Origin of the sequence: Chryseobacterium endalhagicum (assembly GCF_016745235.1) — a bacterium.
GTDB classification, from domain to species: Bacteria; Bacteroidota; Bacteroidia; order Flavobacteriales; family Weeksellaceae; genus Chryseobacterium; species Chryseobacterium endalhagicum.
In genome coordinates this window covers 1709160-1724630 of the sequence record NZ_JAELVM010000001.1, presented here as the reverse complement: position 1 = coordinate 1724630, position 15471 = coordinate 1709160, and the positions used below count along the sequence as shown (strand labels likewise).

Sequence of the window (15471 nt, the reverse complement as noted above, 5' to 3'; positions counted from 1 at the left end):
AATCTCTATCAAAATCATTCTAAACTGGTTATTGACAACTGTATTTTTAAAAGGTGGCTGAGGCACTCGAAGCCACCTTATCCTTGTATTTGATGAAAAAATTGTCCTTTTATATCTCTATCAAAATCAATCCAAACTGATTATTGGCAACTGTATTTTCAAAAGGTGGCTGAGGCACTCGAAGCCACCTTATCCTTGTATTTGATGAAAAATTTGTCGTTATAACCTGTAGAATTATTGGCAACTGCATTTTAAAAAGAAGGCACTCGAAGCCACCTTATCCCTCAGAAAGTAAATCCCGGTACGCTATAGCCAATTGAGGAAGCAGCTCAGGATTCCCATTAATCAAAGCTTCTTTTTTCTTACGGCTCCATCCCTGAACCTGTTTTTCCCTGTAAAAAGCAAGATCTATCCTTTCATATTCTTCAAAATAGATGAGTTTCACCGGAAGTCTTTTCTTTGTATGATTGGAGCCCTCACCCTCCTGATGCTGCAGAATCCGGCGTTCAAGATCATTGGTGCTTCCGGTGTAATAACTTCCATCAGCACATAAGAGAATGTACATCCAACCTTTGACTGTATTTTTCATATTTGTGTTTTCATAAATATAAAACAATACGCAATAAAAAAGCTGCCTTCATAAAAAAGGCAGCTCACAGAAAATTGTATCTAACGAATTATTTTTTAGCTTTTACATCTACAGAAATTTCGATGTCCTTGCTGATCATCCATTCTGCAGGATCTGCTTCTGAAGTACCGAATTTGATTCCCCAATCCGCTCTGTTTACTGTAAATTTAGCCTGAACAGAAGCTGAACCTTCAGTAACATCTACTTTAGCAGGGAATGTAACGTTCATTGTTTTTCCAGATAAAGTAAGGTTTCCGCTTACTGTTTTGTTAGCTCCGGCTACTGCATCTGCAGGTGCTTCCTTAAGATCTGCTACGCTTGTAATTTTGAAATCTGAAGTTGGGTTCTTTGCGGTATCAAAGAAATCAGGATTCTTTAAGTGAGCTTCAAGATCTGCTGGTTTTTTATCTTTTTCAGTTACTGAAGCTGGATCTACTTTGATAGAGTTCATATCGATCACAAAGTTTCCGGCAGTCAGCTGACCTCCTTCAATGCTAAGATCTCCTGATTTTACGCTAAGAGTTCCCCAACGTGGAGCCATACCTCCTTTGTGGAAAGCTTTCCAGTTTACTACAGAAGTAGCTGCATCTACTGTTAATGCTTCTCCTTTGCTTTCTGCTACTGCCTGCTCTGTTGTAGCAGCTGTAGTTTCAGCCGATTTTTCTTTATTACATGATGCTGCAAGCAATCCGATTCCTACTAATGCAATTACACTAAGTTTTTTCATATTGTTTGTTTGTTTAGAAAATTGTTTTAAAAAATTAATTTTAAGATTCCAAAAATAGAAAAACCATATTAATTATCATCTTAACATACATCAAGAAATAAAAAAAATCCTGGTTTTATAGTTCCTAATTTAACAAATGTAGATAAAATGACTGGTTCAGTCTTCAAAATTGACTAATTTTAGTAAGAATTTCCAATCATTAAAATTAAAAATATGAATCAGCAGGTATTTGAAAAAGTAGACCAGTATATCGGTAATTTGTTAGCACCCGAAGATACTGTTCTTCAGGAAACCATCCAGTCTCTGGACGATGCTGCGATGCCCCAAATCAGCGTAACGGCTACTCAGGGCAAGTTTTTGCAGGTGATGCTGCATTCCTGTAAAGCTAAAAGAGTTCTGGAATTGGGTACTTTGGGAGCTTACAGCACGATTTGGATGGCAAGGGCAATTCCTGCAGACGGCAAAGTGATCACTGTAGAATTTGATCCTCATCATGCCGAGGTTGCCAGCCGGAATATTGCAAAAGCCGGACTTTCTGATAAAATAGATCTGCGTGTGGGAAAAGCGATGGACATTTTAAACGAGCTGATTTCCGAAGGTGAGCAGCCTTTTGATTTTATCTTTATTGATGCTGATAAACCTCCCTATACCGAATATTTTGAATTAGCACTCCAGCTTTCGCATCCAGGCACCATGATCATTTGCGACAATGTAATCCGCGAAGGTAAAATCCTTGATGAAAATACCACTGATGAAAGGGTAAAAGGCGTACAACGGTTTAATCAGATGCTGGCCGGCAATCCAAAAGTTACTGCCACCATTATGCAAACCGTAGGAGCAAAAGAATATGACGGAATGGCAATAGCAGTTGTCAATTAGATTTCAGACAGTAATTTCTTTAACGAAGAATACAAATTTAAGGCAGGGCAACCCGCCTTTTTTCATTCCAAAACATTATTTTAGCCTTCCGAAAATAAAGTAATGACGACCGTAACATTTATACAGCAGCAACTCAATATACCTGAAAAAAGCATCAGCAATACCCTTCAACTCCTGGCAGAAGACTGCACCATTCCTTTTATTTCCCGCTACAGAAAGGACAAAACCGGGAATCTGGATGAAGTACAGATCGAGCAGATTTCCAAAATCAGCAAGCAGTTTGAAGAAATTATTAAACGAAAGGAAAGCATTTTAAAATCAATTGAAGAGCAAAATTCCCTGACCGCCGAGCTGAAACAGAGAATTGAAGCAAGCTTTGATATCCAGGAGCTGGAAGATCTGTATCTGCCGTTCAAAAAACGCAGAAAAACAAAAGCAGATGCGGCCAAAGAAAAAGGACTGGAGCCATTAGCCAAAATTATTATGAGCCAGAAAAGCAATGACCTGCAATTCCTGGCTTCCAAATATCTCAATGCAGAGGTTCCCAATGAAGAGGAAGCCCTTCAGGGAGCAAGGGACATCATGGCCGAATGGATCAACGAAAATATGTATGTCCGTAAAAACCTGCGCCGCCTGTTCCAGCGTAAAGCTGTCATTACTTCTAAAGCTGTCAAGTCCAAAAAAGATGAAGATGACGCCCAGAAATTCTCGCAGTATTTCGAGTGGGAAGAAAATCTTGGCAGAACACCATCCCACAGACTTCTGGCCATGCTCAGAGCCGAATCTGAAGGTTTTGTGAAAGTAAATGTAGGAATTGATAAAGAAGAAGCGGTTGATCTTATAGAAAAAGCAGTTATTAAATCTGATAATGAAAGTTCAGACCAAATCGCTTTAGCCATCAAGGACAGCTATAAAAGACTTCTGGAACCCGCTATTTCCAACGAAACACTGCAGGAAGCCAAAGAAAAGGCAGATAAAAAAGCCATTGAAATATTCTCTGAAAATTTAAGCCAGCTTCTGCTTGCTCCGCCTTTGGGTGAAAAAAGGATCCTAGCCATTGATCCCGGATACAAAAGCGGCTGTAAAGTGGTCTGTATTGATGAAAAAGGCGATCTTCTCCATAATGAAACCCTCTACCCTCACGCTCCGCAGAACGAAAGCGGAATGGCAATGAAAAAAATCCGCTCTATGGTGAACGCTTACAATATTGAAGCGATTTCTATCGGAAACGGAACGGCAAGCCGTGAAACTGAGTTTTTCATTAAAAAAATTGCTTTTGATAAACCACTTCAGGTTTTTGTAGTTTCTGAAGCAGGAGCATCAGTATATTCAGCCAGTAAAATTGCGAGGGATGAATTTCCGTCCTATGATGTGACCGTACGTGGTGCGGTTTCTATCGGAAGAAGACTGGCAGATCCACTGGCAGAACTGGTAAAAATAGATGCTAAATCCATTGGTGTCGGGCAATATCAGCATGATGTAGATCAGACCCAGTTGAAGAATGAACTGGATTCAACGGTGATGAAATGTGTGAATTCTGTCGGGATCAATTTAAATACAGCCAGCAAGTCCCTTCTGAGCTATGTTTCAGGAATCGGAGAAAAAATGGCGGAAAACATCGTCAATTACAGAATGGAAAACGGTTCTTTTGAAGACAGAAAACAATTGAAAAAGGTTCCGAGACTTGGAGAAAAAGCTTATCAGCAGGCCGCAGCATTTGTGAGAATTACGAATGCCAAAAATCCTCTGGACAATTCAGCGGTACATCCTGAAGCGTACGGAATTGTAGAAAAAATGGCGAAAGATTTAGGAATTAAAACCCATGACCTTATCGCCAATAAAGAGAAAATTGCATTGATTCAACCTGAAAAATATGTGACGGAAGATATTGGAATTTTAGGGATAAAAGATATTGTAAAAGAACTTGAAAAACCGGGACTGGATCCAAGAAAAGCTGCTAAAGTCTTCGAATTTGATCCGAATGTAAAAAAGATCACAGATTTAAAACCGGGAATGATCTTACCCGGAATTGTCAATAATATTACGGCCTTCGGGTGTTTTGTAGACCTTGGAATCAAAGAAAGCGGGCTTGTTCATATTTCCCAGCTGAAAGACGGCTTTGTTTCTGATGTGAATGAAGTGGTAAAGCTGCATCAGCATGTCCGCGTAAAAGTAACGGAGGTGGATGAAGCAAGAAAAAGAGTTCAGCTAAGCATGATTTTGTAATTCCGGCTTTACATTTTTTCAAATATTAGTTAATACAACACAATCAACGGTTTGAGCAATAAAAATTTAATTTTCGATCTGGACGGAACCCTTTGGGATTCCAGAGCGACCATTATCAAAATATGGAATGAGGTTTTGAACAAACACCAGCTGATCAAAAAGGATTTAATCCCTGAAGATATGGATCAGTACATGGGTTTGCTGGCAGATGATATTTTAAAAGACATTATTCCCGGAATTTCCGACCAGCAGGTTCAGGAAGTTCTTTCAGAAATTGTCCGGAGTGAAAATCAGGTTCTGCATATTTACGGAGGTGTTCTTTATGACGGCGTTGAAGAAACACTGAGAAGTCTGGCAAAGAACCACAGCCTTTTCATCGTCAGCAACTGTCAGAACGGCTATATTGAGGCATTTTTAGCTTATAATAAGTTCAATGATCTTTTTACCGATTTTGAATCTTATGGAAGAACCCAAAAACCGAAATCTGAGAATATCCGGCTGATTATGGAAAGGAATAATTTGAGTTCTGACAACTCAGTGTATATCGGGGATACGCAGACAGATTACAATTCCGCTGCAGTCAATCGTTTGCCGTTTATTTTCTGTGAATACGGTTTTGGAACGTTGAGTGACCGGAAATATCAGCCTTCGATTTCGAAACTTTCGGAATTGGAATCCTGCATTTAACATAAGAATAAGAAGCTGTCTAAAAAGCTTCCAAAGAACAATCCCTGAATCCAAAAGTTTCAGGGATTATTCTTTCGTGGCTGCCGGAAAAAAGAGAGGTTTTTATTAGACACAAAGCTTTATTGTTGACACTGTATATTTGAGGCGGCAAAGATGAATCAATCTTCGATTGATTTGATTAAGCGGCTGTTTTGTTTGCGTTTACTCACCGACGAAATCAGGATTCTTTACCTTAATTAATCAATCATTTGTTAATAGAAACTTTGCATTGAAATTAGTCAAAAAGAGACCGTCTCAATTTTGAGACAACCTCTTACTCCTTTTAATCAGGCTCCTGTACAGGGCTTAATAATTTATTTTTATAATTGTTATTCAATAGCCTTAAAGCTACATCACTATTAAATCTGTACGGTGTAACAGCATTCAGTACCGTATTTCCTACAATTTCATAGGTTTCCTGGAAAGTCTTTTTAGAAGGGCTGTTTGGCGTTGGCGCAATAAATTCTACAAAAACACCATATCTCATAGCACCATCGCTGCCTACCATTTTATTATTTCTTACAGAGATTTCTTTATTAAGTGTTCCACGAATGGTAATACCCGTAAGCAGATCTTCAAGACCTGAATTTATCATACCCGGATTTTCAATAGTATTAAAACTTGCTGACAGTAAATAGTTCTTAGCTTCGATCATAATCCCGTTCTCCTTTGTGGTTTTGATATTATTATTGCAAACTTCTACTCCTTTTGTATCTGAAATATAGATGCCTGCATAGGCAATATCATTAATCACATTATTGGAAACGCTCCCCAAATCCACGAATCTAATATTAATTCCGTGTTGACCTGCATTTCTGACCACATTTCCGGAAACGACCACATTTTTTGCATAAAGTTGGGGAACTGCCGGAGCTGTTGTATTATTAATCAAAATACCATCGCCTCCTGAACCTGTATTCTCAATAATATTATTGGAGATCACAATATTATTGCTGACGTAGTTTGGAGTATCACTGTTTTGAAGTTTAATTCCTACTTTCCCGGTATTCCGGACTCTGTTTCCAATCACTGTAAGATTTGAAATTCCGGAATCAAGATACATTCCGTGCTCCAGAATTGTATTTTCTATATCGTTATCTGAAATACTGACAACATCAGAATTTTCCGCGATGTAAATACCCTGTGACGAATTTTGAAAATAATTTTTAAAAATGGTGATATTTTTTCCGGCCACTACAATACCAGCATTATCTTTTCTGTAACCGTCATTTGCCCAAGCATGGGTAAGTAATACATTTTTAACCTTGTTGAATCTGAAAATAAAATGCTCCACTCCTCCCCAGCCTGATACTGCGGAATAAGTGAAATCTTCAAACATATTCTTTTCGATAACAAGATTTTTAGCTTTATGAACCATGATCCCTACATTTTTGGAACTGGGACCACCCAAATATTGAATTCCCTCTCCTTCCAGACTGAAACCTTTAATGGAAATATTCTCTTTCTCTTCGCAGTTAAAAATTTCCTTACTTTTTGCTTTCTGCTTTATCTTACAGTTATTTGACAGGATTTTTTGGTCACTTTGAAGATAAAGTGTTCCCTCAATCACAATGGACATTTCATCAAAAAATGTGTCATATCCCATAGCGAGGGCCTTGTTAATACGCTGTGTAACTGTAGATAATGAAATTCCAGCTTCCCTGATATTCCACCACAGTATATTAACATATCCTGACCATTGTCTCTCGTAAAAATCACTGTCTTTTTTTCGATAGATCACACCGTCTTCAACAGCAGTCCCCACCTTTTTGTAAGTAACGGCCTGATGGGTATAATCATCTACCAGCTGTACAATGTCTTCATTAGGGTAAATGTTACCCGGTGTAAAAAATGCATTTGCGTAAATCATAAAATTTTGTTTTTTTGGTTAATACTGAATAATATAAATCCTGCAGGAATTCTATTAAAGCAAAAGTAACCGTAGAAAGCGACAGAACTTGACGTGTTTTATTGAACTATTATTTTTATTTTTGAACGACATACAAACAAAAAAAATCAGTGAAAATATCCGAACTTAAGGAGAAAAGAATCATTCGCAGGCCAACCCGCCAATTTGATGAATTTGGGTATAGGATTTATAATTCTTTTGAATATGATTTTCCTTATGATCCTACTTATAAAGGCAGTGAAAGAGAAAGACTTTTCGCTAAATTTATTGATATTATCCTCTTCTTCCTCATTTTCTTTTTTCTGTTTAAAGAAATGGCTGTCATCAGTTTTCTTTATTCCATTCCTTGTGTTATGATTTCAGGGAGTATAAGCGAATGGTACTGGGGAACCACCTTAGGAAAAACTATATTTAAAATAAAAGTGATTGATGATTATGGAAATTATCCCGGACTGTTGCTATCTTTAAAAAGAAATTTTCTGTGTCTTGCGAATTTCTGGCCAATATTTACAGATTATATTCCGCCGGTAAGCCATACGTGGGAAAATGAATCTACTCAGATGAATTTCAGTATGAACCTGACCAATAAAATCTGCAAAACCTACACTGTTAAGGAAAATAAAATTCAGGAAATAAGAAACCTCCTCTACCCGTCAAAAACAAAGGCTGCACAATAATCTGCACAGCCTTCTATTTTTTCAGAAGCAAAAAGTATTTTTACCCATACTTAGAGTCTGCTATCTGATGTCTTATATCTGATGTCTTATTTATACTCCTTAGAATCCCTCCTCGGTTCCTTAGCTTCCGGCCACTTCACCGTTTCGCCTTTATCGTCCTGAGGCATTACTCTTTTTGTTCTGCTGGTAAATTCAGGATCTTCTGATGCCATGTATGCCAATGCAGCCGTTAAAACCACATTATTTTTCACCTCATCAAAAACAATCTTGTCATAAGTATCTTTGGTGGTATGCCATGTATACCCGAAATAGCCCCAGTTCAGAGATCCCAAAGAAAATCCGGGTACTCCCGCTGCTACAAATGATGCATGGTCTGAACCGCCTCCGCCCGGCATTCCCGGGAAATCTGTTTTAATGTGGTCTCTTACTGTTTTTGGAACCCCGTTCAGCCATTTTCCGATGTAGCTGTATGAGTCTGCAAATCCCTGTCCGCTGATATTCACCACACGTCCGGTTCCGTTATCCTGATTGAAAACAGCCTGAGTTCCTTTCATAATCTGCGGATTATCAGCCACAAAACCTCTTGACCCGTTCAGTCCCTGTTCTTCGCTTCCCCAAAGCCCAAGTACAATAGTTCTTTTATTATTCGGATAATATTTTTTCAGGATTCTCATCGCTTCAAGCATCGTAAGGGTACCCGTTCCGTTGTCGGTAGCTCCCTGTGCTCCGTCCCATGAATCCAGGTGGGCAGAAAGAATGACATATTCCTCAGGCTTTTCTTTTCCTTTAATCATTCCAATGGTGTTAAAGCTTTTCGCATCAGGAAGGATTTTGGACTGGGCTTCTACTTTTATTTTTGGTTTTGTCCCTTTTTCAGCCATTCTGTAAAGCATTCCGTAATCTTCTATATCAATATCAATCATAGGGATTTTTGAAGTCTTAGCCCCAAAAATCCTGTTCGCTCCCATGATTCCTGTCCAGTTGGAAATAGCAATTCCCGCCGCACCTGCTTTTTCCAAAGCTTCCGGAAGGGTATTGTTATCATAGCCGATATTTTTCACATAATCACGGAAGTCTTTTCCGGCCTGTTCTTTTTCTGCTTTTAGTTTTTCGTACAATTCTGTAGTGGCAAATTCTTTAATCTGTTCATCAGAACGTCCTATCTTCTGATACTGCGCCATTAAAACAATTTTTCCTTTCACGGCAGGAAGCCATGCATCAAATTCTGCTTTAGAGGAAACCTTAGGAAGCACAACAACTTCTGCTTCTATGGCTTTTTTCGTTGCCGGGCTCCAGGCAAGCTGTGTGGCAGACAGTGATTTTACTCTTGGATACACCATATCTACATGGGTAATTCCGCGCTGCCAGCCTTTCCAGGTTCCAAACTGCTGAAGATTGGATTCTATGCCCCATGAACGAAGCTTCCCTGCAGACCATTCATTGGCAGCCAGCATTTCAGGCGTTCCTACAAGGCGTGGCCCGATGCCGTCCAAAAGCTCGTAAGCCATATTTTCCAGCTGAGAGTTGCTGTTTATTTCATCAACAAAGTTTTTTACGATCGGATCCAGTTTTTCCTTCGGATCTACCTTGACCTGCGCCCATGAAAACTGGGCAGCCAATACCACGGCGGGCACGGCAAAAAATCTATTTATCTTCATAGCATATATTGAATGCTTAAAGATAGGGAAAAAGGTGAAAAAGTGAAGAGATTGAGGGCGAAAAAGCGAAAGGGAGAAAAGGATGACTGGCAAATCTGCTTTTTGCGTTTCAGGAGAAATAAGGGATAAAAAAAGCCGGCTGAGTGAGCCGGCTTTGGGAACGAATTATTTTTTAGCTTCTTCTACAGAAACTTTTCTGAATTCTTTGAACAATTTGCTAAGTTCCAAAGCTGATTTACGAGCTCTTGTTCCGGCAGCTTTGTTTCCTTTTTCTGCTTGTTGGTTAGCTTCAGTTGCGAACGCTTCGAATTCAGCGTTGATTTTTTCAATTAGTTCTTTCATTATTTTTAAAATTTAGGGTGCAAATATAGGTTTTATGGTAATTCCAGCCTAACTCCAACTCAAAAAGTTTGGACCAAAATGCTATTTTTTTCCGCTTTTTACCCATCAGACTGCTATTTTTTATATTTCTGGTAAAAATTCAGTGCTTTTCTTAGGCGCAGCGGGACTTTTGAACACTTATTCTAATATTATCTCAGTTTTATAGAAAGAATATTTATTCTGATTCCAAAATTCTATTTTGCTCCCTGATTTCTTTATATCAATCTGAGGACCTGTTTAAAAATTCAAACTGCAAATTTTTATCAACATTAAGAAGTTTAGAATTTAACTTTGACAAAGATTTTAAGAATTTGCCTTTGGTAAAATTAAGCAGAACGCTTAATAAACTTAAAACAGGCTCTGAACATTATAAAACTGTCTGTTTTCTGAAATTAAGAGCTCCCCAATAATAAAACAGTATACTGAACAGCAATAACGGTCCCAGCATTGCCCACCAGTTGATTTTGCTCCGCTCATTGTAATATTCCAGCTGAAACTGGTTCCAGTTGATATTTCCCGTAGGTTCATTGACAAAAATTTTCGGATAAAAAAGAAGTCTTTTCTCTTCATGAAACTTTTCTGCGGCCTGCATAAACCTCAGCTGATCAGCCAGTCCCGAACCTGTAAGGTCGCTCAGCTGGAACTGTACATGCAGCCCCGGTACAAAATAGGAAAGCGTACGGCTCATTTCTTCTCTTTTCCAGAGTTTTGCTTTCAACTGATCCGACTGGCTTTTCGATTCGTCATCCCCCATCTGCTGCATGGCATAATACCAAAGCCAGCTGAAATTCTCCTTCGGAAAACCGAAAGACCTGAACTGCGGATAATGTTTGTAGAACTTTTCTAAGGTCGGTTTCTGATCGGTGTCCCATTTTTCATGATAAGCTTCCCTTTGCTCGATAGCAGTATCCAGAGCTTCCGGCAGCGGATATTTGCTTAAAATAAAATTATTGAGAACGGCAGGCAGAATAACCGTGAGCACAATCCAGAAACACAAAAGTCCTGCTGCTCCGGCTCTGGAACTTTTATTCCAGGAAACAACCCAGAAACTCAACGCAAACCATACCACAATATAAAAAAGCGAAACCAGAACAAAACCAGCCAATACTCCATTAATACTCAGATTCAGAAGAGGAATGGCCAGAAGAACCAAAAACAGAAGAACTCCGGCGATCATTACAAAACGGACCAGGAATTTTTTAAACAAAATCCGGAAAGGCTTTTGGGACTGCACGGAAAGCAGTATCCATGTACTTTCTTCCTTTTCTTCCGACAATAGATTATAACAATACGATATAATGACCAGCGGAAACAGAAAAATAATGACAAAACCGAGATCCAGACTTCCCAAAAGCAGGCTTACGGGATTATGAAGGTCTGTATCATACTTCTGCCCTTCCAGATTTCTGATGGTTACACTCTGTATAGACGGATTCACATCGCGCTGCCCTATTGACAAAGCGTTTAAATTGTCAGTTTCATTGACCAGCCCAAATTTCAGATAATATAGTAAAAGCCCCAGATCATTCTTTATGTATCCGGTATATCTCTGAATATGCTCCTGCTGATAGACAGCCGTATGTTCAATATTTGCCTTCTGCTTTTCGATAAACTGCCTGCCCACAAAAATACTGACCAGTCCTGATAACATCAGAAACAGCATTCCCAGATAGGCGGATTGGGAACGGATAAAGTTCTTGAATAGTAAAAAATACATAATTAACTTACTTTTATTTTTTTAGACAAAATATGAAGGACAAACAGAAGCCCTAAGGCCCAGACCAGAAGAGAAAGAACAGAAGTGATCTCATTCTTAAACAAGGTCGTTTGGCTGATGTAGCTGTACTTAAAATCAGGAAGCTCTTTCCAATGATCCCTGCTTATGGTGTAAGGCTTATCATCTTTCTCCGGTTTTTTATTGCTGATATTTTCCATCTGCAGTTTGTTCATCAGCTGAGCCAGTTGATACCTGTAATTTTCTACCTGTCCCTGATAGCTGATATAGGAATTGAAATCTGACCCGGTAAGAGCCATCGAAAGGTCTTTCACCGCCTGAAAAGGATTAATAAAGGAAAGAGAATTATTCACACTGTTCTGTTCATCATAAATCTCAAGCTGCCTTGCCCAGTGCCTGTTATAAATTCCTGAGCTGATCTTCTCGCCTTCAGCCATAATATAACCGCTGTAATTGAAGGGCAGTTCCTCCACGGTTTCTACTTTATACGCCTGCAGCAGGGAATCTTTTATTCCTTTATAATAAATATCATTGGGATCATGGCTGTCTCCGGTTTTCACCAGCTCATTTTCCACTTTGGTATCAAAATCTATCTTTGACGGCGACGGATGAAGATAAGCCCCGAAAGCCTGGGCCGTTCTGGGAATAATGACAATAAATAAAAGCCACAATCCAATCAGTTTAATCAAAGATGATCTTGAAGTTCTGCTTACTGCGGACACGATGACACAAATACTGCACACGATAAAGAAATAGAGGAAATAAACCCCTCCGATCCAGAATAAACGCAGGAATTCATCGATGGTACTTTTAAAACCCGTCAGAGAAAACCACATCACCGCAGAAAGAATCATCACCGGAAGAAAAACCAATCCCACAAGATAAAGCAGTCCCAGGATTTTCCCTGCCAGCAGCTCCTTCCACCGTACTCCCTGACTGAGCAAAACTTTCAGGGTATTGTTTTCACGTTCTGCCGAAATACAGCTGAATCCGAGAAAAAATATAAACAAAGGAATCAGCGTCTGCAGGATCATCGCAGTACTCACCTCTCCGAAACGCAGCATTCCTGATGAAAAGCCGGCTTCCGAAAAATTGACCGTATTCTGTTTGTGAGCTTCCAGAAATACTGAATTTCCCATATAACGTTCCAAACCATAATCAAAAAAGCTCAGAGGATATCTCGCCCTGAAGATCAGATAGCCGTAGTGCGCCATTCTGTGAGGGTGCTTGTCCGGTTTTTCTTCCCACTGATGGCGTACATCTACCTGATGCTTCACCCTGATATCTTCCTGTACTTTATAATCCTGCCATCCCGTGTAGGCTGCAAATAGGAATAAAACACTCAGGATCAGCAGAAGAAAAACAACCGCCCTGTTCTGTAATGACTGTTTCCAAAGCTGTATGGAAATCAGACGGATAATATGTATTCTCATTATTAATAGATTTAAAATTTATATACTGCGGTAAGCACGGCATTCCTCGGAGCTCCGGGAAACAGGCGGAGATAATTTTGTGCTCCCAGCCAGTATGTGGTGTTAAAAAGATTGTTGATGTTAAGGGATAAGCGTACAGGTCCCTGTTTCGGGCTGTAATAAACGGCAGCATCGAAGACCGTATATTCGGGAACCAGAAATGAGCGGTTGTACATCGGAACTTTATTCCCGCTGTACTGAACGCCGAATCCTACAGCAATATCTTTCAGAAAAGAAGATTCTCTAAAACTGTATTTCTGCCAGATGTTCGCGCTGTGAAACGGGGTATTCTGCTTTCTTGCCCCGATTAAATCCGGGTTGATATCATCAATAATTCTTGCATCATTATAGCCGTAGGAAGCAAATACCTGCCATTCCGGGAGTATATTTCCGATGATGTCCATTTCAAAGCCCCGGCTGCGTTCCTGACCTCTTGTTACCAGACGGTCCGGTTCTGCGGGATCATTGGCGTTTAAGAGGATGTTCTGCTGCCGGATCTCGTAGAAAGCCAGATCAACGTGAAGCTTTTTCGCAAAGAAATCGGCTTTCATCCCAACCTCTTTTGACTGGCTTTTTAACGGATCAAAAGCTCTACCTGCGGGAATCGTTATCGGAGCCAGCGATGCAGTGTTCGACTGCGGCTGAAATCCTTCAATATAGGAAGCATACACATTAATCTGCTCGTTGATATTATAGGTAAGACCTATCCTTGGAATCAGTTTCGTGTCTTTGACCTTAATTTCATTATTCTCTTTGTAGCGGGTGATATCCTCAAACCATTCCTGTCTGAGACTCAGAAACAGGTTAAAACGGTTCCATTTGATCTGATCCTGTACATAAATACCGTTAGCCCGTATCATTGCAGCCGGTAAAGCGGCTTTTGAAAAGACATATTCATCCGGATTCTTTATGCTGTACACCGGATTCGCCAGATCAAAATGCTCCACATTCGGCTTGGGCATGGTCATTCCGTTGATCGTCACCATCTGGTAGGCATCTGCATTCTGAGGATTATAAGACGATGCCGTTTTTCCGTTGGTCAAAAGATATCCTCTTGCGGTATTCTGTGCGCCTCCTTTGTGTTTATGGGTGCTTATCAAATCATATCCTGTCAGAATTTTATGTTCAAGAGGACCGGTTTTCACATTGAATACCAGATAAGCATTGAGATTATCCGTATTCCAGAACTGGTTCCGCTGCACCATCTGCATGCCTGCAAGGGTTCGGATAGGCTGGTTATTCACATCTACGCCAAAAGCATTGGTGGTTCTGTGCTCCTGAAGATCTTCCTTCCAGGTCTGTTTCATATAGGAGGCATTGATGCTGATCTTATCTGTGATACGATGGGTAAAATTGGACATAATGATCAGCTCTTTTGATTTAAAAAAATCATTAACGGCTCCCAGATTAAAACTGATGGGTGTGCTCCGGAGATCCGTCATTCCGTCTACCGCTCCGAAAATGGGCTGTCCGCGGTCTATTTTACCATTCAGATCGCTGTAGATCATTTCTACGTTGATCGCTGTTCTGTCGTTCGGAACATAGGAAAACGAGGGCGAAACCAAAATACTCTTCTGGGACTGTATATCCCTGAAACTCTGAGCCTGTGCGTATCCTGCATTAAAACGGTACAAAAGGGTTTTCTCTTTATTCAGAGGACCTGTGAAATCCATTGAGCCTCTGATAGTACTGAAACTTCCCACACTCATACTGATCTCCCGGCCCGGAGTTTTCAACGGTTTTTTGGTGACTAAAACAATACTTCCTCCCGGATCCACACTGGAAAGAACAGCACTGGCAGGCCCTTTTATGACCTCAATTTTCTCCAGATTGGTGGTAATGGGCTGCATAAAATAATACTGCCGGGTACGCATTCCGTTGATGATGGTTCCTTCCTCATTCTGTGCAATTCCCCGAATGCTGAACTGATTGTAGTAACTTACCGGAGTCACGCTGCTCGCCATTTTCACGGCATCCCCAAGCTGAAAAGCCTGGCGGTCACTCATCAGTTCCTTACTTACCGTAGAAATTGAAAAAGGAATATCCTTGTTCTGAACTCCTGTTTTGGTGGCAGAAAAAGAATAGTCGCTGTAGTATTTTTTAGCTGCCCTTCCCAGAATTTCCACTTCCTGAATGGTTCCTACCTTGTAAAGACGGATCACCAGATTTTTTGCTAAAAACGTACTGTCCGCTTCTATCTGTTCTGTATAAGGATCATAAGATTCGGCCTCCACTTTTATTTCATAGGAACCTGGTCTGATATCCGGAATACTGAAATTTCCGTACTGAGCTGTTGTTTCGTATTGATGGTCTTTATTTTTTATAATGATCCGGGTGTTTTTAAGCTTCTGATGATGATCCCCCACCACTTCTCCGGATAATGTCTGCTGTGCACAAACCTTCACACTGACGATGGCCAGTGCTGCTGCGATATACAAATGCTTCATTAAACG

General features: G+C 40.0%; 12 protein-coding genes. 4 read left to right on the top strand and 8 right to left on the bottom strand.

The features are described 5' to 3' along the window. Nucleotides 1-277 precede the first annotated feature (277 nt). Both JET18_RS07510 and JET18_RS07505 read right to left on the bottom strand, forming a co-directional pair. The gene (locus tag JET18_RS07510; protein WP_202089996.1) at nt 278-589 is read right to left on the bottom strand and encodes a GIY-YIG nuclease family protein; all 312 of its coding nucleotides are present in this window, start codon (nt 587-589) and stop codon (nt 278-280) included. Nucleotides 590-677: 88 nt separating this feature from the next. Next, complete coding sequence (locus JET18_RS07505; protein WP_202089995.1) at nt 678-1355, bottom strand: YceI family protein; 678 nt, start codon at nt 1353-1355, stop codon at nt 678-680. Between the two features lie 213 nt (nt 1356-1568). Between JET18_RS07505 and JET18_RS07500 the strand changes: the two genes are divergently transcribed. The 3 genes from JET18_RS07500 to JET18_RS07490 all read left to right on the top strand — a co-directional run bounded on the left by JET18_RS07500 (nt 1569) and on the right by JET18_RS07490 (nt 5147). Then, nucleotides 1569-2234 (top strand): O-methyltransferase, encoded by a 666-nt coding sequence (locus JET18_RS07500; protein WP_202089994.1) that lies wholly within the window; start codon nt 1569-1571, stop codon nt 2232-2234. Nucleotides 2235-2336: 102 nt separating this feature from the next. Beyond that, nucleotides 2337-4460 carry a Tex family protein gene (locus JET18_RS07495; RefSeq protein WP_202089993.1) on the top strand — a complete coding sequence of 708 codons (2124 nt, stop codon included), beginning with the start codon at nt 2337-2339 and terminating at the stop codon, nt 4458-4460. A 51-nt stretch (nt 4461-4511) separates the two neighbouring features. Next, nucleotides 4512-5147: an HAD family hydrolase gene (locus JET18_RS07490; RefSeq protein ID WP_202089992.1), complete on the top strand. Its 636-nt coding sequence runs from the start codon at nt 4512-4514 to the stop codon at nt 5145-5147. A 322-nt stretch (nt 5148-5469) separates the two neighbouring features. On the opposite strand, the gene JET18_RS07485 is transcribed toward JET18_RS07490, so the two are convergent. Then, nucleotides 5470-7056 (bottom strand): right-handed parallel beta-helix repeat-containing protein, encoded by a 1587-nt coding sequence (locus JET18_RS07485; protein ID WP_202089991.1) that lies wholly within the window; start codon nt 7054-7056, stop codon nt 5470-5472. Between the two features lie 149 nt (nt 7057-7205). Here JET18_RS07485 and JET18_RS07480 point away from each other — a divergent pair, with 149 nt between their 5' ends. Then, nucleotides 7206-7772: an RDD family protein gene (locus JET18_RS07480; protein WP_202089990.1), complete on the top strand. Its 567-nt coding sequence runs from the start codon at nt 7206-7208 to the stop codon at nt 7770-7772. Nucleotides 7773-7858: 86 nt separating this feature from the next. On the opposite strand, the gene JET18_RS07475 is transcribed toward JET18_RS07480, so the two are convergent. The 5 genes from JET18_RS07475 to JET18_RS07455 form a co-directional block, all read right to left on the bottom strand. After that, complete coding sequence (locus JET18_RS07475) at nt 7859-9430, bottom strand: M20/M25/M40 family metallo-hydrolase (protein ID WP_202089989.1); 1572 nt, start codon at nt 9428-9430, stop codon at nt 7859-7861. 165 nt (nt 9431-9595) lie between these two features. Next, nucleotides 9596-9772, bottom strand: a complete 177-nt coding sequence (locus JET18_RS07470) for a histone H1 (protein ID WP_040994607.1) — start codon at nt 9770-9772, stop codon at nt 9596-9598. Nucleotides 9773-10178: 406 nt separating this feature from the next. After that, nucleotides 10179-11528, bottom strand: a complete 1350-nt coding sequence (locus JET18_RS07465) for a DUF3526 domain-containing protein (protein WP_202089988.1) — start codon at nt 11526-11528, stop codon at nt 10179-10181. Nucleotides 11529-11530: 2 nt separating this feature from the next. After that, on the bottom strand, nt 11531-12979 hold the full coding sequence (locus tag JET18_RS07460) for an ABC transporter permease (protein ID WP_202089987.1): 1449 nt from the start codon (nt 12977-12979) through the stop codon (nt 11531-11533). Between the two features lie 11 nt (nt 12980-12990). Beyond that, nucleotides 12991-15465 (bottom strand): TonB-dependent receptor, encoded by a 2475-nt coding sequence (locus JET18_RS07455; RefSeq protein WP_202089986.1) that lies wholly within the window; start codon nt 15463-15465, stop codon nt 12991-12993. Nucleotides 15466-15471: the final 6 nt, after the last annotated feature.